23 protein-coding genes are annotated in these 23,742 nt (G+C 64.5%); 19 read left to right on the top strand and 4 right to left on the bottom strand.

Annotated elements, in window-relative coordinates; genetic code table 11:
• Positions 1-8 precede the first annotated feature (8 nt).
• Positions 9-362, bottom strand: a complete 354-nt coding sequence (locus ACFWO3_RS14950) for a DUF1844 domain-containing protein (protein ID WP_378578876.1) — start codon at positions 360-362, stop codon at positions 9-11.
• Between the two features lie 380 nt (positions 363-742).
• Between ACFWO3_RS14950 and infC the strand changes: the two genes are divergently transcribed.
• The 17 genes from infC to ACFWO3_RS14865 all read left to right on the top strand — a co-directional run bounded on the left by infC (position 743) and on the right by ACFWO3_RS14865 (position 19,143).
• Positions 743-1,363, top strand: a complete 621-nt coding sequence (gene infC / locus ACFWO3_RS14945) for a translation initiation factor IF-3 (protein ID WP_378579248.1) — start codon at positions 743-745, stop codon at positions 1,361-1,363.
• A gap of 44 nt (positions 1,364-1,407) precedes the next feature.
• Positions 1,408-1,602, top strand: a complete 195-nt coding sequence (rpmI, locus tag ACFWO3_RS14940) for a 50S ribosomal protein L35 (RefSeq protein ID WP_378578874.1) — start codon at positions 1,408-1,410, stop codon at positions 1,600-1,602.
• A gap of 57 nt (positions 1,603-1,659) precedes the next feature.
• A complete protein-coding gene (gene rplT, locus ACFWO3_RS14935) occupies positions 1,660-2,049 on the top strand; it encodes a 50S ribosomal protein L20 (RefSeq protein ID WP_378578872.1) in 390 nt (129 codons plus the stop codon).
• Between the two features lie 38 nt (positions 2,050-2,087).
• Positions 2,088-2,900, top strand: coding sequence for a TrmH family RNA methyltransferase (locus ACFWO3_RS14930; RefSeq protein ID WP_378578870.1), 813 nt, complete (start codon positions 2,088-2,090; stop codon positions 2,898-2,900).
• A gap of 114 nt (positions 2,901-3,014) precedes the next feature.
• Positions 3,015-4,082, top strand: a complete 1,068-nt coding sequence (gene pheS / locus ACFWO3_RS14925) for a phenylalanine--tRNA ligase subunit alpha (RefSeq protein WP_378578867.1) — start codon at positions 3,015-3,017, stop codon at positions 4,080-4,082.
• A 55-nt stretch (positions 4,083-4,137) separates the two neighbouring features.
• Positions 4,138-6,633, top strand: a complete 2,496-nt coding sequence (pheT, locus tag ACFWO3_RS14920; protein ID WP_378578865.1) for a phenylalanine--tRNA ligase subunit beta — start codon at positions 4,138-4,140, stop codon at positions 6,631-6,633.
• An 85-nt stretch (positions 6,634-6,718) separates the two neighbouring features.
• Positions 6,719-7,132: a hypothetical protein gene (locus ACFWO3_RS14915; protein WP_378578863.1), complete on the top strand. Its 414-nt coding sequence runs from the start codon at positions 6,719-6,721 to the stop codon at positions 7,130-7,132.
• 72 nt (positions 7,133-7,204) lie between these two features.
• Entirely contained in the window at positions 7,205-8,260 is a 1,056-nt protein-coding gene (gene argC, locus ACFWO3_RS14910; protein WP_378578861.1) for an N-acetyl-gamma-glutamyl-phosphate reductase, read from the top strand.
• A complete protein-coding gene (gene argJ / locus ACFWO3_RS14905) occupies positions 8,257-9,492 on the top strand; it encodes a bifunctional glutamate N-acetyltransferase/amino-acid acetyltransferase ArgJ (RefSeq protein ID WP_378578859.1) in 1,236 nt (411 codons plus the stop codon). Before argC ends, argJ begins: the two co-directional genes overlap by 4 nt.
• Positions 9,489-10,406, top strand: coding sequence for an acetylglutamate kinase (argB, locus tag ACFWO3_RS14900; protein ID WP_378578857.1), 918 nt, complete (start codon positions 9,489-9,491; stop codon positions 10,404-10,406). Before argJ ends, argB begins: the two co-directional genes overlap by 4 nt.
• Positions 10,403-11,602, top strand: a complete 1,200-nt coding sequence (locus ACFWO3_RS14895) for an acetylornithine transaminase (RefSeq protein WP_378578855.1) — start codon at positions 10,403-10,405, stop codon at positions 11,600-11,602. The genes argB and ACFWO3_RS14895 overlap by 4 nt, the downstream gene beginning before the upstream one ends.
• 5 nt (positions 11,603-11,607) lie before the next feature.
• Positions 11,608-12,561: an ornithine carbamoyltransferase gene (gene argF, locus ACFWO3_RS14890; RefSeq protein ID WP_378578853.1), complete on the top strand. Its 954-nt coding sequence runs from the start codon at positions 11,608-11,610 to the stop codon at positions 12,559-12,561.
• A complete protein-coding gene (locus ACFWO3_RS14885) occupies positions 12,558-13,094 on the top strand; it encodes an arginine repressor (protein ID WP_378578851.1) in 537 nt (178 codons plus the stop codon). Before argF ends, ACFWO3_RS14885 begins: the two co-directional genes overlap by 4 nt.
• Before the next feature lie 61 nt (positions 13,095-13,155).
• Positions 13,156-14,355: an argininosuccinate synthase gene (locus ACFWO3_RS14880; RefSeq protein ID WP_378578850.1), complete on the top strand. Its 1,200-nt coding sequence runs from the start codon at positions 13,156-13,158 to the stop codon at positions 14,353-14,355.
• A gap of 2 nt (positions 14,356-14,357) precedes the next feature.
• Positions 14,358-15,779: an argininosuccinate lyase gene (gene argH, locus ACFWO3_RS14875; RefSeq protein WP_378578849.1), complete on the top strand. Its 1,422-nt coding sequence runs from the start codon at positions 14,358-14,360 to the stop codon at positions 15,777-15,779.
• Positions 15,780-15,893: 114 nt separating this feature from the next.
• Positions 15,894-18,887, top strand: coding sequence for an acyl-CoA synthetase (locus tag ACFWO3_RS14870; protein WP_378578847.1), 2,994 nt, complete (start codon positions 15,894-15,896; stop codon positions 18,885-18,887).
• 37 nt (positions 18,888-18,924) lie between these two features.
• Complete coding sequence (locus tag ACFWO3_RS14865) at positions 18,925-19,143, top strand: Trm112 family protein (RefSeq protein ID WP_378579246.1); 219 nt, start codon at positions 18,925-18,927, stop codon at positions 19,141-19,143.
• Here ACFWO3_RS14865 and ACFWO3_RS14860 read toward each other — a convergent pair.
• From ACFWO3_RS14860 to ACFWO3_RS14850, 3 genes are read right to left on the bottom strand one after another with little or no spacing between them, the layout of a single operon-like run.
• Entirely contained in the window at positions 19,140-19,775 is a 636-nt protein-coding gene (locus tag ACFWO3_RS14860) for a TetR family transcriptional regulator (RefSeq protein ID WP_378578845.1), read from the bottom strand. The genes ACFWO3_RS14865 and ACFWO3_RS14860 overlap by 4 nt on opposite strands.
• Before the next feature lie 12 nt (positions 19,776-19,787).
• Positions 19,788-20,543 (bottom strand): ABC transporter permease, encoded by a 756-nt coding sequence (locus ACFWO3_RS14855; RefSeq protein ID WP_378578843.1) that lies wholly within the window; start codon positions 20,541-20,543, stop codon positions 19,788-19,790.
• A 4-nt stretch (positions 20,544-20,547) separates the two neighbouring features.
• Entirely contained in the window at positions 20,548-21,273 is a 726-nt protein-coding gene (locus tag ACFWO3_RS14850) for an ABC transporter ATP-binding protein (RefSeq protein ID WP_378578841.1), read from the bottom strand.
• Between the two features lie 88 nt (positions 21,274-21,361).
• Between ACFWO3_RS14850 and ACFWO3_RS14845 the strand changes: the two genes are divergently transcribed.
• Together ACFWO3_RS14845 and tyrS are read left to right on the top strand one after the other, a co-directional pair.
• Positions 21,362-22,021, top strand: coding sequence for a DNA-3-methyladenine glycosylase (locus ACFWO3_RS14845; protein WP_378578839.1), 660 nt, complete (start codon positions 21,362-21,364; stop codon positions 22,019-22,021).
• Positions 22,022-22,029: 8 nt separating this feature from the next.
• Positions 22,030-23,307 (top strand): tyrosine--tRNA ligase, encoded by a 1,278-nt coding sequence (gene tyrS, locus ACFWO3_RS14840; RefSeq protein WP_378578836.1) that lies wholly within the window; start codon positions 22,030-22,032, stop codon positions 23,305-23,307.
• Positions 23,308-23,742 lie beyond the last annotated feature (435 nt).

The following is a 23,742-nucleotide window of genomic DNA, read 5'->3' as shown; positions in this document are numbered from 1 at the left end:
GTGCGTGATCAGTGGACGGCGCCGGTGTACTTCTCGCCTGGACCCTTGCCGGGCTCGTCGGGGTAGGGCGAGGCTTCCCGGAAGGCCCGCTGCAGAGCCTGAAGGCCCTCACGGATCGGGCCCGCGTGGGGTCCGAGGTATTCGACGGACGAGGTCACGAGCCCCGCGAGTGCGGTGATGACGCGTCGCGCTTCGTCGAGGTCGCGGTGCGGGCTCGAGTCCGGGTCGGCGTCGGACAGGCCGAGCTTCTCGGCCGCCGAACTCATCAGCATGACCGCGGCACGACTGATGACTTCCACGGCCGGGACGTCGGAGAGCTCGCGAACCGAGTCGTCGTGGTCGCCTTCGATGTTGTCCGTCATGGCTTCAAGGATTCCATCTCGCTGCGGCTCGGTGTCGTGTGGTGCCGATTAGCCTCCGACGTGGGCAAATGCTAAAGTGGTTGGCAACGACCGCCCTCGGAGCGATTCGAGGGCAGCAAGTGGAGTCCGACTCCCACCCTGGCAGCATGAAAAGTTGCTGTTCAGCGGTCCGGTCACTTGGTAGGGCATGAGTCCTTCCGGGTCTCTCCGATGTGGAGGGTGCTGCATTTCCTGCTGCCGTAGGAGAGAGCTGCGAGATCGGTCGACATCGGGCCCCGCATGGTGAGAAGTTCACCGCAGCGGGGCTTTTTTGTCGGGATCCGGGCGGTACAGGCTGCGGGCGGTCACGAAGACCAAGCCCGTACTACCTAGGAGGCCCCATCAGCACTGAGACCCGCATCAACGAGCGCATCCGAGTTCCCGAAGTCCGTCTCGTCGGACCTGGTGGGGAACAGGTGGGCATCGTGCGTGTTGAAGATGCACTTCGCCTGGCTCTCGATGCCGACCTCGACTTGGTCGAGGTGGCACCGGACGCCCGTCCCCCGGTCTGCAAGATCATGGACTACGGCAAGTTCAAGTACGAGGCCGCACAGAAGGCGCGTGAATCGCGCAAGAACCAGCAACTGACGGTCATCAAGGAGCAGAAGCTCCGTCCGAAGATCGACGATCACGACTACGAGACCAAGAAGCGCAATGTCGTTCGCTTCCTCGAGGCGGGGTCGAAGGTCAAGGTCACGATCATGTTCCGAGGCCGTGAGCAGTCTCGTCCCGAACTCGGATTCCGGCTTCTGCAGCGTTTGGGTGCAGATGTCGCGGACCTGGGGTTCGTCGAGACGTCGGCCAAGCAGGACGGTCGAAACATGACCATGGTGCTCGCGCCTCACAAGGGTGCGAAGACACGCGTGAAGGCGCAGGAGAGTGCAGCAGCACCGCCCGCCCAGCGCGCAAAGCCTGCGGAGCCGGCTACCGGGGATTCGTCCGCGGAAGCTCCCAGCAGCTAGACCGACTCCATCAGCACGACAGAAATACAGAAACCGAGGATTCCATGCCCAAGTCGAAGACCCACAGCGGCACCGCGAAGCGATTCAAGGTGTCCGGCAGCGGAAAGATCCTGCGCCAGAAGGCCGGTCGCCGCCACCTGCTCGAGCACAAGCCCACCAAGGTGACCCGTCGCCTCGATGGCAAGGCTGTCGTCAGCAAGGCCGACACCCCGCGCATCAAGCGCCTGCTCGACATCTGACATTTGCATTGACCACCCGGGGTCCCTCGCGGATCCCTAGATTGACAGGATTTTTCAGTGGCACGCGTAAAGAGGGCGGTCAACGCCCAGAAGAAGCGCCGTTCGATTCTCGAGGCCTCCAGCGGATACCGCGGACAGCGTTCGCGCCTGTACCGCAAGGCCAAGGAACAGCAGCTCCACTCGCTGACCTACGCATACCGCGACCGCCGCGCCCGCAAGGGTGACTTCCGCAAGCTGTGGATCACCCGCATCAACGCTGCGGCGCGTGCGAACGACATCACCTACAACCGTCTGATCCAGGGCCTGCGCCTGGCAGAGGTCGAGGTCGACCGCAAGAACCTCGCCGAGCTGGCTGTCTCGGACAGCGAGGCATTCGCCGGTCTGGTCGCGATTGCCAAGGCTGCGCTGCCGTCCGACGTGAACGCGCCCGCCGGAGACGCGGCCTGAGCCTCGAGCCCAGCAGTTCAGAAGTCCGGAGACGACCCGTGGATCCGCTCACCGAGCGAACCCCACGGGTCGTTTCTGCTGTGAAGCTGCTGCGCACAGCCGATCGTCGGAAAACACGACGATTCCTCGTGGAGGGCGAGAACGCGGTTGGTGAAGCACTCGCTGCATGCATCGTCGTTCACGAGCTGTTCCACACGGCGGATGCAACCGTCCGATACGAGGACCTCCTCGGTCGTGCCGAGGCGAGGGGAGTTCGCACCGCAGTCGTCACCGATCGGGCGATTCGCGCGCTCAGCGACACCGTGACGCCACCAGGTCTGGTGGCTGTCTGTGACTTCGTGGACGTTCCGCTCGAATCGGTCGTCACTGCAGACGCGAGGTTGCTCGCGGTGCCGGTAGCGATCGGTGAACCGGGTAATGCAGGCACAGTGCTGCGCATGGCGGACGCCATGGGAGCAGACGGAGTGGTTCTCGCGGGCGACAGCGTCGACCCGCACAACGGAAAATGCGTTCGATCGTCCGCAGGCAGCGTGTTTCATCTGCCGGTGGCGCGGGAACGAGATGTCGATGCCGTTCTGGGGTCGATACGCGCTGCGGGCATCCAGATTCTCGCAACCGCGGCAGACGGCGAAGTCGACCTGGACGACGCCGACGAGCTGCTGTCCGCACCCAGTGCGTGGTTGTTCGGAAACGAGGCGCACGGATTGGTGCCGGAGATCGCGGCACGGGCCGACCATCGCATCCGGATTCCGATCCACGGTCGCGCCGAGAGTCTGAACCTGGCGACCGCGGCGTCGATCTGCCTGTATTCGAGCGCTCGGGTACAGAACCGCCGGACCACCGAGCGGTGAGGTGTCCAGGGCGTATCGCTTAGGATTTCAGGCGGACTCCCGAAATGCCGCGCAGTGTCGAACGGTGGACCGATGAAATGATCTGTGAAGTGAAATCGAGGAAAGGCAACGTTCGTGGCTAACAAGGAAGGCACCGCGGCGGACGTCGATTCGAGTGCCCTCACTGAAGAGGCGCTGACCGCAGCGGCCGACAAAGCGGAAGCCGCCTTGGCAGGAGCTGCCGATCTCGACGATATCGCGCAGGTCAAGATTGCACATCTGGGCGACAAGTCGCCGATTGCGCTTGCCCGACGCGCACTCGGCACGTTGCCCGGCAAGGAGAAGGCAGACGCCGGCAAGCGTGTGAACATCGCGCGAACACGGGTGTCGGAAGCGTTCGAGGCTCGCATGGCAGTCCTCCTCGCCGAGCGTGACGCGGCGGTGCTGGTCGCCGAAACGATAGACGTGACGCTGCCGACGCAGCGTCGTCCCATGGGCGCACGTCACCCGATCACCATCATCTCCGAGCAGGTTGCCGACGTGTTCGTGGCGATGGGCTGGGAGGTCGCCGAAGGCCCCGAGGTCGAGACCGAGCACTTCAATTTCGATGCGCTCAACTTCCTGCCCGATCACCCTGCCCGGACTATGCAGGACACCTTTCACGTCGCACCGGAGAACTCGCGGCAGGTGTTGCGTACCCACACCTCGCCGGTTCAGGTCCGCACGATGCTCGAACGGGATGTGCCGATCTACGTCGTGTGCCCTGGGCGCACCTTCCGCACGGATGAACTCGACGCCACGCACACACCTGTGTTCTCTCAGGTGGAAGGGCTGGCGGTCGACAAGGGCCTCACGATGGCGAATCTGCGCGGCACCCTCGACGCGTTCGCGCGGGCTCTGTTCGGACCCGATACGCGAACTCGTATGCGCCCCAATTACTTCCCCTTCACGGAGCCGTCCGCAGAGGTGGACGTGTGGTTCCCGAACAAGAAGGGTGGCGCAGGTTGGGTCGAATGGGGCGGTTGCGGAATGGTGAACCCGAACGTGCTGCGTGCGTCCGGCATCGATCCCGACGAGTACGCCGGGTTCGCGTTCGGCATGGGTCTCGAGCGCACGCTCCAGTTCCGCAACGGTATTCCGGACATGCGTGACATCGTCGAAGGCGACGTCCGATTCACGCTGCCTTTCGGAGTGCAGGGCTGAGCCCGGCGCACCCACAATCGACCACCGCATAGACGAACGAAAGAGCTGAGCAGCCGTGCGAGTAGCGCAATCCTGGCTAACCGAGATCCTGCAAAGGGCCACCCCCGGATGGTCCGTGTCCCCGGAAGAGTTGGATGCCGGGTTCGTCCGCGTCGGACTCGAGGTCGAGGAACTCGACGTACTCGAGGGTGTGGACGGTCCCCTCGTGGTCGGTCGGGTGCAAGAGATCACCGAACTCACCGAATTCAAGAAACCCATCCGTTTCTGCGCGGTCGACGTCGGAGCGGACGAGCCGCAGAGAATCGTGTGTGGCGCCAGAAACTTCGCCGAGGGTGATCTCGTCGTCGTCGCGCTGCCCGGAGCGGTGTTGCCCGGTGGGTTCGCCATCGCCTCTCGCAAGACGTACGGCAAGATCTCGGACGGCATGATCTGCTCGGTCGCCGAGCTCGGAATCGGCAAGGACCATTCCGGCATTCTCGTTCTCGAGCCCGGCACTTCCGAACCGGGCGCCGATGCCGAGGGGCTGATGGGGCTCGACGACACCGTCATCGAACTCAACATCACTCCGGACCGCGGGTACTGCTTCTCGGTTCGCGGTCTCACTCGCGAACTTGCGTGCGGGTTCGATCTGGACTTCGCCGACCCTGCCGAGGTGGATCCGCTTCCTGTTTCCGGACAGTCCTGGCCGATTCGCCTCGAGCCCGAATCGAAGGCAACTCGATTCGCCGCCCGGAAAGTCGTGGGAATCGACCCCGCTGCGGTGAGCCCGTGGTGGATGCAACGCCGACTACTCATGTCCGGGATTCGGCCCATCTCGCCGGCAGTCGACGTCACCAACTACGTGCTCCTCGAACTGGGGCAGCCGTTGCACGCGTTCGACGCGGCGAAGCTCGCAGGTGATCTGGTCGTCCGCCGCGCCGTCGCAGGCGAGAAGCTGGTCACGCTCGACGAGGTCGAACGGGTTCTCGATCCCGAGGACGTCGTCATCGCCGACGATTCCGGTGTCGTGTCACTGGCCGGTGTCATGGGGGGCGCGAGCACGGAGGTCGGTACCGAGACGACCGACGTCCTTATCGAAGCGGCGAGCTGGGACTCTCTGGCCGTGTTCAAGACCGGCCGCCGTCACAAGTTGTCGAGTGAGGCCGCGAAGCGATTCGAGCGGATCGTGGACCCCCAGATCCCGGTTGCCGCACTGGACCGCGCGGCCTCGCTGTTGGTCGAGATCGCCGGCGGTCGAGTCGAGGACGGCCTCACCGACGTGGTTGCGGCCGGGGGCGACGCGGTTGGTCGGGACGAGATTCGTATGGACGCCGGGCTTCCCGATCGGGTGGCCGGTGTCGTGTACCCGAACGGAACGTCCGAACGCCGACTGACGCAGGTCGGGTGCGCCGTTACGGAAACCGGGGACGGCGACGAAGCTCGGTTGGTCGTGACGCCCCCTTCGTGGCGTCCCGACCTCACCCAGCCCGCCGACCTCGTCGAGGAGGTGCTTCGACTCGAGGGCCTCGAGCAGATCCCTTCGGTGCTTCCCGCTGCGCCCGCAGGACGTGGGCTCACAGCTTCGCAGCGTCGTAAGCGGTCGGTCGGTCGTGCCCTCGCCTTCGGTGGCTACGTCGAAGTTCTCCCGCCCGTGTTCCTGCCGGCGGACGTGTTCGACGTGTGGGGCTTGGAGGACGAGGATCCTCGCCGTGTCACGAGCCGGGTTCTGAACCCGCTCGAATCCGACCGCCCCGAGTTGGCCACCACGCTTCTGCCGGGCCTGCTCGAAGTGTTGGCGCGCAATGTTGCTCGCGGTCAGCGCGATGTGTCGCTGTTCGGTATCGCTCAGGTCGTGAAGCCAGGTCCTGATACCAAACCGGTGGATGCGCTCCCGGTCGACCGACGACCCACGGACGCGCAGATCGCCGAGTTGCTGGACTCGCTTCCCGCTCAGCCCGTTCATGTAGGCGCCGTACTCACGGGCCTTCGTGAGCCGGGTGGGCCGTGGGGGCCGGGGCGCAACGCCGAGGCTGCGGACGCGTTCGCGGCTGCGCGAACCGTCGCCGAAGCTGCCGGAGTGGATGTCGAACTGCGGGCGGCCCAGTATCTGCCGTGGCACCCGGGACGGTGCGCGGAACTCGTGGTCGACGGTGCGGTCGTGGGCCACGCGGGTGAGCTGCATCCAGCCGTCCTGGAACGCGCGGGACTGCCTGCCCGTACCTGTGCGGTCGAGGTGAACCTCGACGCCTTGCCACTGGCGGAGCGGTTGCCCGCGCCACGGGTGTCGCCGTTTCCTGCGGTGCTCCAGGATATCGCCGTCGTGGTGGACGGCGGAGTCGCGGCCGCAGATGTGGCAGCAGCACTTCGCGCCGGCGGCGGTGAACTGTTGGAAGAGGTGCGGCTGTTCGACGTGTTCGAGGGCGAGCAGGTCGGTCAGGGTCGGAAGTCGCTCGCGTTTGCCCTGCGCTTCCGTGGTGCGGACCGCACTTTGACGGAGGACGAGGCGAGCGCCGCGCGAGATGCTGCGGTTGCCGAAGCCTCTGCTGCCGTGGGTGCCGAGCTGCGCAGCTGACGACCGTCCGCGGGTGGAGTTCGAAGCCGGAGGGTCTGGGCAGACGTAGGCTGGGCAGATACAGCGGAACGGCAGGAGCGGTGCGATGGTCGAGGTCGGAGAGGTCGTGGTGGCTGCGTCGCAGCTGAGTGACGCGGAGTTTCTCGAAGTGGTGCGCGCAGTTGCGGCTCACCGACCGGGCCTGGCGGGTGTGCTCGCCGCGGCCGATGGGCGCGGCGAGGTGCCTGCCCCGCCGGTTCTCGATTCCCAGGTCGTCCACCCCTCGGAGACTTTCGCACCGCACTCGGCCGACATCCCGCAGCCCGAGTGCACGGATGCCGGCGTGCCCACGTTCGATGCGGTGCGTGACAGGATCGAGCAGCGGGCAGGTACGGCTGCGGGTGCCGAGGAACTGGACAACGCGAGCGCGGCGGGTCGTTCCGTGGAAGAGCAGTGGGCCGCCCGTGAGAAGGCGGGCAAGGCCAGGTTGGACGAGATCAGGCGTTCACTGGGCAGGTAGCGTCCGACGGGTGCTTGCCGCAGGATCGAACCACCTGATGAATTAGATTGCATCATGATGCATAATGATCATATGAGTGTTCAATCAGGGGAGCAGATACGGGTCGCGGTCGCGGGAGCGAGCGGTTACGCAGGTGGAGAGGTGCTTCGCCTTCTCCTGAATCATCCCGCATACCTGGACGGATCGCTCGTGATCGGAGCATTGACCGCGGGAGGCAACGCAGGCTCGACGCTGGCCTCGCATCACCCGCATCTTCTGCCGCTGGGTGATCGTGTGCTCGAAGATACGTCCGTGGAAACCCTGGCGGGCCACGACGTCGTTTTCCTCGGCCTTCCGCACGGTAATTCCGCGCAGTACGCGAAGGCGTTGTCCGATGACACCGTGATCGTCGACTGCGGGGCGGACTTCAGGCTGTCGGACGCTGGGGACTGGGAGAAGTACTACAAGAGCGAACATGCTGGAACCTGGCCCTACGGACTTCCCGAATTGCCCGGTGGACGTGACAAGCTCCGCGGCGCAACTCGAATTGCCGTACCCGGCTGCTTTCCGACGGTGTCGAGTCTGGCCCTGGCCCCGGCCGTTGCCGCCGGCGTGATCGAACCTCGCGTGTCGATCGTGGCTGTGACCGGTGCATCGGGAGCCGGGCGTGCCCCGAAGGCAGAACTTCTCGGCGCCGAGGTCATGGGCTCGGTCCGTGCGTACGGGGTCGGCGGTGTTCATCGGCACACGCCGGAGATCATCCAGAACCTGTCGGCGCTCGCCGGTGAGCGGGTGAGTGTGTCGTTCACACCGGTTCTCGCTCCCATGCCGCGAGGAATCCTCGCAACCTGCACGGCCGCCACCACTGCCGACGAGGAGCAGATCCGCGCGATCTACGAAAAGGCCTATGGGGAAGAACCGTTCGTGCACGTTCTGCCGAAGGGTGTCATGCCGCAGACCGGAGCCGTGATCGGATCCAACGCAGTACAGATGGCAGTGACGGTCGACGCGGATGCGCAGCAGCTGGTGGTCGTCGCCGCCATCGACAATCTTGCGAAAGGCACGGCGGGAGCCGCTGTGCAATCGATGAACCTTGCCCTTGGGCTACCCGAGACCTCAGGTCTCTCGACTGTGGGAGTTGCCCCGTGAGCGGTGAAGCGCAGACCGACGTACGCGAGCTTCCGTACGGAAAGTTGTTCCGGAACCAGGGGGTCACCGCACCTTCGGGATTCAGGGCGGCCGGAATCCAGGCCGGAATCAAGGCGAACGGAAACGCCGATCTCGCAATCGTTTTCAACGAGGGGCCGGACCTGAGTGCTGCTGGGGTGTTCACCACGAACAAGGTGAAGGCTGCGCCGGTGCTGTGGTCGCAACAGGTTCTGACGACCGGCCGGTTGCGCTCGGTCGTACTCAACTCCGGTGGCGCCAATGCCTGTACCGGTCCCGAGGGCTTTCAGGACTCGCACAAGACTGCCGAGGAAGTGGCCTCCGCACTGAGCAACTGGGGCACCGACACGGGCGCGGTCGAGGTGGCAGTGTGCTCGACCGGACTGATCGGTGATCGCCTGCCGATGGACAAGCTCCTTCCCGGGGTCACCGAGGTGGTGCACGAACTCGCCGGTGGAATCAGCGGCGGCACCGACGCCGCGTACGCGATCATGACGACCGACACCGTTCCGAAACAGGTTGCGCTGCACCATGACGACAAGTGGAACGTCGGCGGTATGGCAAAGGGCGCTGGAATGCTTGCACCGGCCTTGGCGACGATGCTGTGCGTCGTGACCACCGACGCGTGCGCTTCGGCCGCGCAACTGGATGCGGCGCTCCGCGAAGCAACCCGACTCACCTTCGATCGTCTGGATGTGGACGGCGCAACGTCCACCAACGACACGGTGTTGCTGTTGGCTTCGGGCGCAAGCAATGTCACACCGTCCCAGGAGGAGTTGGTGGCCGCTGTCACGGCGGTGTGTGACGACCTGGCAGACCAGTTGATGGCTGATGCAGAAGGTGTCACCAAGCGGATCATCGTGACAGTCGGTGGGGCGGCGAGCGAGGACGACGCGTTGATCGCGGCGCGTACGGTCGCACGCGACAGTTTGGTGAAGACGGCGCTGTTCGGTTCGGATCCGAACTGGGGCCGGGTGCTGGCAGCTGTCGGTATCGCACCGGTCGAGTTGGACCCGGACAAGATCACCGTGTCGTTCAACGGTAATCCGGTGTGTGTCGACGGCGTGGGTGCGCCGGGTGCCCGTGAGGTCGATCTGTCCGGAATCGACATCGAATTGCACATCGACCTCGGCGTCGGCGAGCACGAGGTCACCATCCGGACGACGGACCTCTCGCACGCGTACGTCGAAGAGAACTCGGCGTACTCGTCATGACACTCACGGACATCACAGATCGCCAGAAAGCACACGTTCTCGCGGAGGCCCTCCCGTGGCTTCAGCAGTTTCGCGACAAGGTCGTCGTGGTCAAGTACGGCGGAAACGCCATGGTCGACGACGAACTCAAGGCAGCCTTCGCCGCGGACATGGCGTTTCTGCGGACGGTCGGAATCCATCCTGTCGTCGTGCACGGCGGCGGACCGCAGATCAATGCGATGCTCGCAAGGTTGGGGATGGAAGGCGAGTTCCGCGGTGGCTTCCGCGTCACCACGCCGGAAGTGATGGACGTCGTGCGGATGGTGCTCTTCGGTCAGGTCGGGCGCGAGCTCGTCGGTCTGATCAACTCCCACGGACCGTTCGCGGTCGGGATCTCGGGCGAGGATGCGCACCTTTTCCAGGCGACACGGCGAACCGTCATGGTCGACGGTGCGCCTGCGGACATAGGGCTCGTCGGTGACGTGACCACGGTCAACCCCGAAGCAGTGCTGGATCTCATTGCTGCGGGACGGATTCCGGTCGTGTCGACCATCGCTCCCGACGCCGACGGCGTGGTGCACAACATCAATGCCGACACGGCTGCGGCCGCGCTCGCCGAATCGATCGGTGCGGAGAAGTTGGTCGTGCTCACCGATGTCGAAGGGCTGTACACCAACTGGCCCGATCGTGGTTCGCTCGCCACCCAGATCGACGTCGACGCACTGGCGCAACTATTGCCGTCGCTCGACGCCGGAATGGTCCCGAAGATGGAAGCGTGCCTGCGTGCCGTGCGTGGTGGGGTGCCCACCGCGCACGTGATCGACGGCCGGGTCGCACATTCGGTTCTGCTCGAATTGTTCACGGGGGAGGGGATCGGCACCATGGTGACGCCCGAACCGAACGCCGCTCACACATCGGAGGTGGTCGTGTCGTGACAGGCACACCGGAACTACAGCAACGTTGGTCGAGCTCGTTGATGAACACCTACGGGGTTCCGCGAGTTGCGCTCGTGAAGGGCGAAGGTGCCGTCGTCATCGATGCGGACGGTCGTGCGTACGTCGACCTGCTCGCCGGCATCGCGGTGAACATCCTGGGACACGCGCACCCGGCGGTGATTGCTGCCGTTACAGAACAACTCGGCACATTGGGCCACGTCTCCAATCTGTATGCGAGTGAACCTGCCGTTGCGCTGGCGGAACAGTTGCTCTCGCACCTGGGCGCTCCGGGGCGGGTTTTCCTCTGCAACTCGGGTACCGAGGCAAACGAAGCGGCTTTCAAACTGGCGCGTGCTACCGGGCGCACGAAGATCGTTGCGGCGGAGAATTCGTTCCACGGCCGGACGATGGGTGCGTTGGCACTCACCGGACAGCCGTCGAAGCGGGCGCCTTTCGAGCCGATGCCTCCCGGAGTCGAGTTCGTGCCGTACGGGGATGTCGAAGCGTTGGAGGCGGCGGTCGACGCCGATACCGCGGCCGTGTTCCTCGAGCCCATCATGGGTGAGGGTGGCGTCGTGGTTCCGCCGGAGGGATATCTCGCGGCTGCCCGGCGGATCACGTCGGACAACGGCGCACTGCTCGTTCTCGACGAGGTACAGACCGGTATCGGGCGAACCGGCTGGTTCTACGCACATCAGTCGGCAGGCATCGTTCCCGACGTCATGACGCTCGCGAAGGGGCTGGGCGGTGGAATGCCGATCGGTGCCTGCATTGCGACCGGGGCTACGGCGGAACTCCTCGGTCCCGGAAAGCACGGAACGACGTTCGGTGGAAACCCGGTTTGCGCGGCCGCCGCGCTCGCCGTTCTGAAGGCGGTGGAGGACGAAGATCTGGTGTCGCGAGCGGACGCGGTCGGCAAGAGCATCGTTGCCGGCATCGAGACGCTGGGGCATCCGCTGGTGTCGCACGTGCGTGGGGCCGGTTTGTTGCTGGGAATCGTTCTGACTCAGGATGTCGGGCCGGCAGTCGAGGGTGCCGCGCGCGATGCCGGTTATCTGGTGAACGCCGCTCAGCCGGGCGTGATTCGGTTGGCACCACCGCTGGTGTTGACGGAGCAACAGGCAGACGATTTCGTGGCAGCGCTGCCGGGCATACTCGATGCGGGTCTGTCCGCAGCACAACAGGGGGAGAAGTGACGACGATGGTGAAACATTTTCTCCGGGACGACGACCTCACCCCGGAACAGCAGGCGGAAGTACTCGAGATCGCACTGCGCCTCAAGAGCAAGCCGTTCTCCGAACGTCCACTCGAAGGCCCGAGAGGCGTCGGAGTCATCTTCGAGAAGAACTCGACGCGGACGCGATTCTCGTTCGAGATGGGCATCGCGCAACTCGGCGGCCATGCCGTGGTTGTGGACGGCGACAGTACCCAACTCGGACGTGAAGAGACGTTGCAGGACACCGGACGTGTGCTGTCGCGGTACGTCGACGCGGTGGTGTGGCGGACATTCGGTCAGGAGCGCCTGGAAGCGATGGCGGAGGGCACCGACATCCCGATCGTCAATGCGCTGTCCGACGAGTTCCACCCGTGCCAGGTGCTCGCCGACCTCCTGACTCTGGCCGAGCGCAAAGGGCAGTTGAAGGGCTTGAAGCTCGCATACTTCGGCGACGGCGCGAACAACATGGCGCACTCACTGATGCTCGGGGGAGTGACCGCGGGGATGAACGTGACGATCGCCAGCCCCACCGGTTTCGAACCGAAGCAGTGGGTCGTGAACGCCGCGAAGAAGCGAGCCGAGGAAACGGGCGCGTCGATCGTGATCACCAACGATCCCCACCAGGCGGCGTCGGGTGCCGACGCGTTGGTCACGGATACCTGGACGTCGATGGGACAGGAGAACGACGGCCGTGATCGAATCGGGCCTTTCCGGCCCTTCCAGATCGACGAGAAGCTGATGGCGCTCGCGAACGCGGACGCGGTGTTCCTGCATTGCCTGCCGGCGCACCGGGGTGACGAGGTGACCGACGGGGTTCTCGACGGCCCGCAGAGCCTGGTCTGGGACGAGGCCGAGAATCGCCTGCACGCCCAGAAGGCGCTGCTCGTGTGGCTGCTCGCGCACAACTCCGCCCTCGCGGACTCGGGACGTCGGCGATGAGTTCCACCCCGGTGGACAAGGTTGCCGACACCGTGTCCGCCCGACCCGTACACCGTGCATCTGCACCTACACGTGCAGGGCGGCAGGCGCGCATCATCGCGTTGCTGTCGGCGCATCCGGTTCGCAGTCAGACCGAACTCGCCAACCTCCTCTCCGCGGAGGGCATCGAAGCGACCCAGGCCACCCTGTCGCGTGACTTGGAAGAACTGGGCGCGGTCAAGCTTCGCGCGGCAGACGGCGGTGCCGGTGTGTACGTGGTGCCGGAGGACGGTAACCCTGTCCGCGGGGTGTCCGGCGGCACCGACCGGCTGTCCCGGCTTCTGGGCGAATTGCTCGTCGCCACGGACGGGAGTGGAAACCTCGCGGTGTTGAGGACGCCGCCAGGGGCGGCGCACTATCTGGCCAGTGCACTCGATCGGGCATCATTACCCGACGTGGTGGGAACGATCGCGGGAGATGACACCATTCTCGTGGTGGCCCGCGAACCGATGACCGGGGCCGAACTCGCGACGATGATCGAATCATTGGCGTGAGCGCACCGGTTCGACAACTGAATCTTCTCTAGAGATCTTCAACCTAAGGAGCACAAACACCATGGCCGAACGCGTCGTACTCGCCTACTCCGGCGGGCTGGACACTTCCGTCGCCATCAGCTGGATCGGCAAGGAGACCGGCAAGGAAGTGGTTGCGGTCGCCATCGATCTCGGCCAGGGCGGCGAGGACATGGAGGTCGTGCGTCAGCGTGCACTCGATTGTGGCGCCGTCGAGTCGGTCGTCGTCGACGCACGTGACGAGTTCGCGGACGAGTACTGCCTGCCCACCATCCAGGCGAACGCGCTCTACATGGACCGCTACCCGCTCGTGTCGGCAATCAGCCGGCCGTTGATCGTCAAGCACCTCGTGGATGCGGCTCGTGCACACGGCGGCACGACGGTCGCGCACGGTTGCACCGGCAAGGGCAACGACCAGGTTCGTTTCGAGGTCGGGTTCCACTCGCTCGCCCCGGATCTCGATGTCATTGCTCCGGTCCGCGACTACGCCTGGACCCGTGAGAAGGCCATCGCCTTCGCGGAAGAGAATCAGATTCCGATCAACGTCACGAAGAAGTCGCCGTTCTCGATCGATCAGAACGTCTGGGGCCGTGCCGTCGAGACAGGCTTCCTCGAGGACCTGTGGAATGCGCCCACCAAAGACGTCTACGACTACACGCAGGACCCGACGGTCAACTTCCAGGCGCCCGACGAGCTGATCATCAGCTTCGAAGCGGGCAAGCCGGTTGCGATCGACGGCAGGCCGGTTTCGGTTCTGGAGGCAATCCAGGAGCTCAACACGCGCGCGGGTGCACAGGGCGTCGGTCGCCTCGACATGGTCGAAGACCGGCTCGTCGGCATCAAGAGCCGGGAGATCTACGAAGCGCCGGGAGCGATGGTGCTCATCACCGCGCACCAGGAACTCGAGCACGTCACCCTCGAGCGCGAACTCGGCCGCTACAAGCGTCAGACGGAGCAGCGCTGGAACGAGCTGGTCTACGACGGCCTCTGGTTCTCACCGCTGAAGACCGCGCTGGACACCTTCATCGAGAAGACCCAGGAGCGTGTGACCGGCGACATCCGTCTGGTTCTGCACGGTGGCAGCATCGTGGTCAACGGTCGTCGGAGCACCGAGTCGCTCTACGACTTCAACCTCGCAACCTACGACGAGGGTGACAGCTTCAACCAGGCATCGGCCAAGGGATTCGTCGAAATTCACGGTCTGTCCTCGAAGGTCGCGGCGAAACGCGATCTGGGTCTGTAGCAATGTCGGATTCACACGGCACCAATGCCGGAGCCCTGTGGGGCGGCAGGTTCGCATCCGGGCCTGCTGCTGCCATGGCGGCACTGAGCAAGTCGACTCACTTCGATTGGGTGCTCGCACCGTACGACGTTCGAGCTTCGAAGGCGCATGCACGCGTGCTGCACAAGGCCGAGCTGCTCTCCGACGAGGATCTGACGACCATGTTGGACGGTCTCGACCGGCTGGCGGCCGACGTCGAGAGCGGTGCCTTCGCACCGAGCGAGAGCGACGAAGACGTACACGGCGCTCTCGAACGTGGCCTCATCGATCGAGTGGGACCCGAAGTCGGTGGGCGCCTGCGGGCCGGTCGTTCGCGCAACGACCAGGTCGCGACGCTGTTCCGGATGTGGCTACGCGATGCGGTGCGGCAAGTGGCGTCGGGTGTGCTCGATGTGGTCGACGCGTTGACGGCACAGGCGGCGGCGCACCCCGATGCTGTTATGCCGGGCAAGACCCATCTGCAGGCGGCGCAGCCGGTGCTCTTGGCGCACCATCTCCTCGCGCACACTCATCCGCTTCTGCGGGACGTGCGTCGACTACAGGACTTCGACGTCCGCGCGGCAGTGTCGCCATACGGATCGGGTGCGCTCGCGGGGTCGTCGCTCGGGCTGGACCCGGAGGCAATTGCTGCGGAACTCGACTTCGACTCGTCCGCGGAGAACTCGATCGACGCGACCTCCTCGCGCGACTTCGCAGCAGAAGCGGCATTCGTGTTGGCGCTCATCGGCGTGGATCTGTCTCGGATGGCCGAGGAGATCATTCTGTGGAGTACGCCCGAGTTCGGCTACGTGACACTCGCCGACGCGTGGTCGACGGGATCGTCGATCATGCCGCAGAAGAAGAACCCGGACGTCTCCGAATTGACCCGAGGAAAGTCCGGGCGACTCATCGGCAACCTGACCGGTCTGCTGGCGACGTTGAAGGCGCAGCCCCTCGCGTACAACCGTGACCTCCAGGAAGACAAGGAGCCGGTGTTCGACTCGGTCGCTCAGCTCGAGCTTCTGCTTCCGGCGATCGCGGGATTGGTGGGAACACTCGAGTTCCACGCCGAACGAATGGCCGAGCTTGCGCCCGCAGGATTCACGTTGGCGACCGACATCGCAGAGTGGCTCGTACGTCAGGGTGTGCCGTTCCGTGTTGCCCACGAAGCGGCGGGTGCGTGTGTGCGGTCGGCGGAGTCGCGCGGTGTGGGGCTCGCGGATCTCACCGACGAGGAGCTTGCCGCTGTCGATCCGGCGCTGACACCGCAGGTGCGGGAGGTTCTGACCGTGCACGGGTCCATCACATCTCGGAACGCGCGGGGCGGTACGGCCGGTGTACGTGTCGCCGAACAGTTGAGCGGGGTACAGGAGCTCGCGCGGAGCCTGAGGGAGTGGACCGCCTGACGGACGACTTCTCTCGGGGGTTGACTGCGCGGGTGCCGAGGGCCGCAGTACTGTGAGTGCAGGTTCAGGGTAGCGAGATGTGGATCACATCTCGATGAGGCTGGGAGTGTATTCGTGGGACTGAATACAAAGGCTGTTCTGGGGCCGATACGTCGAGTCGTGGCGACCGCTCAGAACGGTCTCGAGGTGGTTCGGCTCGGCGGGCTCGAGACCGATTTGACGACGGCACCGTTCGAGATCGTCGAGCGGGCGCCGATGTATCGACTGCGCCGCTATTTCCCGGACACCCCTCCCGAGGATCTCGCCCCGCCCATCGTTCTCATTCCGCCCATGATGATGTCCGCCGACGTCTACGACGTCACCCGCGACCAAGGTGCGGTCGGAATTCTGCACGGAATGGGGATCGATCCCTGGGTCGTGGATTTCGGGTCTCCCGATGCGGAAGAAGGCGGTTGGGATCGCAACCTCGCCGATCACATCGTGGCGATCAGCGACATCGTCGATCTGGTTCGTTCACACACCGGCCGGGACGTGCATCTTTCCGGGTACTCCCAAGGGGGAATGTTTGCGTACCAGGCTGCGGCGTACCGGAGAAGCAAGAACATCGCCAGCATCGTCACGTTCGGCAGTCCGGTGGATACATTGGCGGCCTTGCCCTTCGGAATTCCCGCAGGGTTCGCGACGAAGGGTGCCGAGCTCCTGGCCGACCACGTCTTCACTCGGCTTGCGGTATCGGGGTGGATGGCTCGGACGGGTTTTCAACTTCTCGATCCCGTGAAGACCTTGAAGTCGCGAGTCGACTTTCTCATGCAGCTTCACGACCGAGAGGCGCTACTGCCGCGTGAGCAGCAGCGGCGATTCCTCGCTGCCGACGGCTGGGTCGGTTGGTCCGGCCCGGCGGTGGCGGAGCTGTTGAAACAGTTCATCGTTCACAATCGAATGCTGACCGGCGGATTCGTCATCAAGGACCGGGTCGTTGCGCTCTCCGAGCTCAAGTGCCCCATCCTTGCCTTCGTCGGCGAGGTGGACGACATCGGCCAGCCTGTCGCCGTTCGCGGTATTCGCCGCGCGGCGCCTCGGGCGGACGTGTACGAATCGTCCATGCGGGCCGGACATTTCGGACTCGTGGTGGGATCGGCCGCGGCCACCCATACGTGGCCTACGTCGGGCGAGTGGGTTCGTTGGGTCGATTCGGGCGGTGGGGCTCGGCCGCAGGGGATCGAGCTCATGGGTTACGGGGAGCACGACGAGAGCGAGACCGGTGTGTCCATCAGTGACCGAATCGTGCACACCGTTGCTTCGTTCGCGGAAGTCGGCGCCGGCCTGAGCAAGGGTATTGGCGACCTGGCCTCGGGTGCGGTTCGAGGAACCGTGGAACTGTCCAGTGAGGCGACCAGGGCCCTGCCGCGCCTGGCGCGGCTCGGCCAGATCCAGCCGCACACACGAATCTCGCTCAGCCGACTGCTCGCAGAACAGCGGAAGAAGGCGCCCAATGGCGAGTGCTTTCTGTTCGACAACCGAGTTCACACCTACGCCGCCGCAAATACTCGCGTCGACAATGTCGTTCGCGGGCTGATCGACTGTGGAGTCAGGCCCGCATCCCGAATCGGTGTCCTCATGGAGACCCGACCCAGCGCGCTCGCCACGATTGTGGCGTTGTCGCGAATCGGGGCGGTGGCGGTGTTGTTGGCTCCGGGATCGAATCTGGATGCGGCGGTTCAGCTGGGGAACGTCGAACAGATCGTCGCGGATCCGGAAAACCTCGAGGACGCCATGACGACCTGCAAACAGGTTCTCGTGCTCGGGGGCGGTGAGTTGCGGGATCTCGAGTTCCCGGCGGATCGGGACGTGATCGACCTCGAGCAGATCGACCCCGATGCAGTGCGAATCCCGGGTTGGTATCAGCCGGACCCCGGTCTGGCGAGGGAACTGGCGTTCATCATCTTCACCGAGTCGAACGGGCAACTCGAGACCAAGCACATCACCAACTATCGGTGGGCTCTGTCCGCTTTCGGTACGGCTACGGCGGCCGACCTCGACCGCGGCGACACGGTCTATTGCCTTGCGCCGCTGTATCACTCGTCGACGCTGTTGGCGGCTCTCGGTGGCGCCATTGCCGGTGGGTCGCGTATCGCGTTGTCGGCGGCACTCGAGCCCGAACGTTTCGCAGAGGAGATTCACCGCTACGGGGTCACGGTGGTCAGCTACACCTGGACGATGTTGCGGGAGATTCTCGATGCCGACGTGCCGGCCCTGGACGATTCACACAACGTTCGGCTGTTCATCGGCTCCGGTATGCCGACGGGACTGTGGCGGCGAGCCACCGAACGATTCTCACCGGCCAAGGTGCTCGAGTTCTACGCCTCCACCGAAGGCGACGTGGTTCTCGCCAATGTCGCGGGTGTGAAAGTCGGATCGAAGGGTCGTCCACTCCCCGGGAGCGCGGACGTGCGGATCGCCGCCTACGACCCGGTTGCGAGACGGCTGCTCGAGGACGAGAACGGTTTCGTGCGCGAATGCGGTGACAACGAGGTGGGCTTGCTTCTCGGTCGGGCCGGGATTCACGCCGAGCGAACGAATGTCGCCGTGCGTGGCATTTTCGAAGCCGGCGACGCGTGGATCCCCACGGAGAATCTGTTCCGCCGCGACGAGGACGGCGACTTCTGGCTCGTGGACCACAAACGTACGGTCATCGAGACGCGGCGTGGGATCGTCCACACCCAGCCCATCGTGGACACTCTCGTGGCGGTGGACCGTATCGACATGGCCGTGGTGTACGGCGTACCTCAGGGCGAGGTGAGCCTGTCGGTTGCGGCAATCACGTTGCGCCCGGGCCGGGTGCCCCGCATTGCCGAGGTGGGCGATGCGCTCGACTCGCTGCCGTGTGCAATGCGTCCCGACATCATTCACGTCGTCGAGTCGATCCCGCTCGGACCGTCTTACCGGCCGAGTGCCTCGGTTCTGCGGTCGGCCGGCATTCCGAAGCCGAGTGCGCGTGCGTGGTACCTCGACCCCAAGTCCGGACGCTACAAGCGAATGACGAAGGCAGTTGCGGCCGATATCGCTGCGCCGTCGGTGCTCGCACCCGCCTCGAGTGATGCGCGGTAACCTGAACACGTTGCCGAACAGTCGAGAGGATCTTCACGTGGCGATCGATGCGACGTTGCTCAGTATTCTGGCGTGCCCACAGGACAAGGGGCCGCTGCTGCTGATCGACGACGAGGTCCTTTACAACCCTCGGCTGCGCCGTGCGTATCCGATCGAGAACGGAATTCCGGTTCTGTTGATCGACGAGGGTCGCGATGTCGGCGAAGAAGAGCACGAATCTCTCGTGGCAAGGGCGCAGCCCAACGGCGGCCGTTAGTCTTTCGCGCTTCGGAGTACCGAGTCCGGGAGTGGCCCGGTGAGATAGCGCTGCAGGGTCGGCGCGATCACGTCGATCAGACCATCCACCGGCACGCGGTCGAGCGGATCCAGTTCGAGGACGTGTCGCGTGGTCAACAGCCCCAACATCTGGGACACGACGAGTTGCGTTCTGAGAGAGCCTGTTCCGGTCGGTTCGTCCACGCGCGGTGCGATCTCCCGAAGAACGACTTCGAGGAAGAAGTTTCGAACGAGGTCGACGTCGTCTCCGGCCATGGCTGATCGAAACAGTGCGACGACGGCATGCTTCCCGGGTGATTCCCACACGGGCAGTACCAATCCGGCAAGGATTGCGCCCATTCCGTCGATCGGGGCTTCGCGGATGGGCGTAAGGATCTGCGCCGGATCGACGGGAAGCTCGATCGACGCGACGAACAGTTCCTTCTTCGTTCCGAAATAGTGGTGCACCAGCGCGGCATCGACACCGGCGTCGTCGGCGACTGCGCGTACGGAGACCTTGTCGTATGAGGTTCGGGCAAATCGAGCGCGAGCGCACTCGAGAATTCGGGCACGGGTGTTCGGGCTTCCGGGCCGGCGGCCCGTGCGGCGGTGCGGTTCGGGGAGATTCGTCACGACTTGCGGCTCCTAGGGTGTTCGACGGCGAAGCGTCGCAGCTGCAAGGCACAGCGCTCCGACTGCGAACAGTGCAACTATGGCGAGATCCCGCCACATGGTCGCTGTCGTTCCTGGATTCTTTGCCACTTCGTTCAGTGCCTCGACGGCATAGCTCAAGGGCAGCACGTTGCTCGTCCATTCGAGCCACGTCGGCAGTTGGTCGCGCGGGACCAGTAGACCGCACAGGAAGAGTTGCGGAATCACGATTACGGGCATGAACTGAACGGCCTGGAATTCGGTGCGCGCGAACGCACTGCACAGCAGACCGAGGGCTACACCGAGTACTGCGTCGACTATCGCGATCAGAATCACCCAGCCGACCGCTCCCTGCGTCCACAGTCCGAGGAATCCGAACGACACTGCGCAGGCGAGTGCAGCCTGCGCCGCCGCCGCTGCGGAGAAGGCGGTTGCGTAACCACCGAGTAGGTCGAGCTTGGCCATCGGCGTGGTGAGCAGGCGCTCGAGCGTGCCCGAGGTGCGTTCTCGCTGCATCGCGATGGACGTGACCAGGAACATGATCACGAACGGAATGATCCCCAGCATCGTGATCGCGATCCGGTCGAAGAGTGGTTGCTCGCCCGCAGTCGTGGGAACGTTCTGGTAGAGGAAGTACAGCAGAATCATCAAGGCGCTGGGAACGACCAAGATCATGGCGACGGTGCGGTGATCCGACCGGAGCTGCGCGAGAACTCGGCCTGCGGTGACGAGGAGAATGCGAGGGTTCATCGCGTCAGTCCTCCTGCTCGGCGGTCCGGATGAGGCTCAAGAACGCGTCTTCGAGACTCGCCTCGCCGGTTCGGTCGCGGAGCTCGTCCGGTGTGGGATGTGCGAGTACTCGGCCGTCACGCATCAGCAGGAGCGAGTCGCAGTGGTCGGCTTCGTCCATGACGTGACTGGAGATCACCAAGGTCGTACCGCTGGTTGCCAATTGGGTGAATCGTTCCCATAGTTCGACGCGCAGGACCGGGTCGAGGCCTACGGTCGGCTCGTCGAGTACGAGCAACTCGGGCTCGGACACCAGGGCACAGGCCAACGACACCCGCCCCATCTGTCCGCCTGATAGATCTGCAGCTGCCTGTGTCGCGTAGTGGGTGAGCCCGACCGTCGAGATCGCCTCGGTCACAGCGGACTTCGATACATCATGCAGTGCGCCGAAGTAGCCGACGTTCTGCTTCACCGTCAAGTCCGCGTACACGCTGGGCGACTGGGTCACGTAGCCGACTCGGTTACGTAGGGGAGCCGTGCCGGCCGATCGACCGAGCACCGTCACGGTTCCCGACTCGATGATCTGAGTGCCCACGATGCACCGCATCAACGTGGTCTTGCCGCAACCCGAGGGGCCGAGAAGGCCGGTGATCGATCCACGTCCGACGTCCACGTCGATCCCGTGCAGCACCGGTTTGTGGCCGCGGATCACGTGCAGGTCGCGTATCTGGACGGCTGAGTCGCTTGCCATCTCGCCTCAATTCATCGTGCAATGAAATCATCCTTTGATGAATTATGCAGCGAGTGCCGGGTAGCGGTCAAGGGCACAATTGGGCGTGATGAAGTTCGAAGCCGTGTCCCGCGAAGCCGTGTCCCGCGAAGCCCTGTCCGGTGCCCGAACTCCCGTGGAGGCCGCGCGATACGTTCTGGGCGCGGTGCTGTGCCTACGGGGGGTGTCCGCTCGAATCGTCGAGGTGGAGGCGTACGGCGGGGAAGTGGACGGTCCGTGGCCCGATCCGGCGTCGCACGCATTTCGGGGGCGCACACCGCGCAACGAGGTGATGTTCGGCGGCGCCGGACACCTCTACGTGTACCGGAGTTATGGCATGCACTTCTGCATGAACGTCTCTTATGGACCGGTCGGTCATTCTGGAGGAATTCTCCTTCGCGGCGCCGAGGTGATCGAGGGTGAGGCGATTGCGCGCGGGCGTCGACCTGGGTGCACACACGTTCGGGGACTGGCGCGCGGTCCGGGAAACCTGGGCGCAGCGCTCGGTGTCGATCTGTCCGACAACGGGACGGACCTCCTCGACGCGGATTCGCCGATCCGGTTGGAGCAGGCCATCTCGAGCGGCGGTGACAGTTGTGCGACCGGCCCACGGGTAGGCGTCAGCCGGGCCGCCGACCGTCCGTGGCGCCTCTGGTTCCCGGACTCGAAGTCGGTGTCGGCATACCGTCGCAGCCCGCGAGCGAGGTGCGATTCGGACGGGATGGGATGATCGATGCCGTGACTGTGAACATCATCGACGAACTCCAGTGGCGTGGGCTCATCGCCCAGTCGACCGACCTCGATGCGTTGCGTCGTGATCTCGACTCGGGGCCGGTCACCCTGTACGCCGGATTCGATCCGACCGGTCCGAGTTTGCATGCCGGCCATCTGGTGCCTCTGCTTGCACTGAAGCGTTTTCAGCGCGCCGGTAACAGGCCCGTGGTTCTCGCGGGCGGAGCAACCGGACTGATCGGGGACCCGCGCGATGTGGGGGAGCGGACCATGAACTCCGCGGACACCGTCGCCAAGTGGTCCGAGCGGATTCGTGCTCAGCTCGAGCGCTTCGTCGACTTCGACGACTCTCCGACGGGTGCCGTCATCGAGAACAACATGAACTGGACCGGGGAGCTGTCGGCTGTCGACTTCCTCCGGGACATCGGAAAGCACTTCTCGGTGAACGTGATGCTGGCTCGGGATACCGTGAAGCGGCGACTCGAAGCCGATGGCATGTCCTACACGGAGTTCAGCTACATGCTGCTCCAGGCGAACGACTACCTCCAGCTGCGCCGGACCCACGGCTGCGCGCTGCAGGTCGGTGGATCCGATCAATGGGGAAACATCATCGCCGGCGTGGAGCTCAACCGTCGTGTCGACGGCGAGCACGTGCACGCACTCACCGTCCCGCTCGTCACCGCATCGGATGGAGCCAAGTTCGGAAAGTCGACAGGCGGCGGAAGCCTTTGGCTGGACCCGGAGATGACCAGCCCATATGCGTGGTACCAGTACTTCGTGAACACGGCCGACGACGATGTCGTCAAGTACCTGCGGTGGTTCACGTTCCTTTCGGAAGAGGAATTGACCGAACTGGATGCCGCCACGAAGGATCGTCCGCAGGCACGCGAGGCCCAGCGCCGACTCGCTGCGGAGATGACGACGCTCGTTCACGGCGAGGCGAACACTCGGGCCGTCGAGCTGGCGAGTAGAGCTTTGTTCGGGCGGGCAGAACTCGAGGAACTCGACGAAGCGACCCTTGCTGCGGCTCTACGTGAGGCCTCGGTGGCCGAAATCGCCAAGGATGCACCGACCGGAATCGTGGACCTACTCGTCACGAGTGGTCTGTGTGAGAGCAAGGGTGCAGCCCGCCGCACCGTCAAAGAGGGCGGTGCCTACGTGAACAACGAGAAGATCGCAGGCGAGGACTGGACGCCCGAACCCGAAAATCTCCTACATGGCGAGTGGCTGGTCCTGCGCCGCGGAAAGAGGAACTTCGCGGGTGTCCGGATCGTGTCCGTCTAGCGTGCTGCGCATCACAATGGTGTAATTCGTGGAACGCCCCCGGTCAGCCGGTCGAATCCACGAGTCGACCAGCAGATTTAACCGCGCGGGTGGCGCCCACCTGCGGATTTGACGCTCTGTTCTCCGTCGCGTACCTTATTCCAGGTCAGAGCGACACGGACGCCAACCCCGACCGAGAGGCCGGGGACACGCGGTTGGACGGCGGCGCCTGATCTTTCCGAAGGATTCGAACGAGATTCGTGTCCCCTGGGATGTCCGATCACAACGATTTGCATCGGGTGATCGGAAAGATATAAGTTGGAACGGTTGCCCCGACGCGACGAGGATTCTTCTTCGAGTGTTGGTGTGTGCGTGTTCTTTGAGAACTCAACAGTGTGTCGATGAATGTCAGTGCCAAATTGTTTTTGGCGCCTGCCTTTTTGGTGGGTGTGACTG

This window comes from Rhodococcus sp. NPDC058521 (genome assembly GCF_042719695.1).
GTDB lineage: Bacteria > Actinomycetota > Actinomycetes > Mycobacteriales > Mycobacteriaceae > Rhodococcus_F.
The sequence above is the reverse complement of the archived record's forward strand: the minus strand, read 5'-3'. Positions and strand labels throughout refer to the sequence as shown.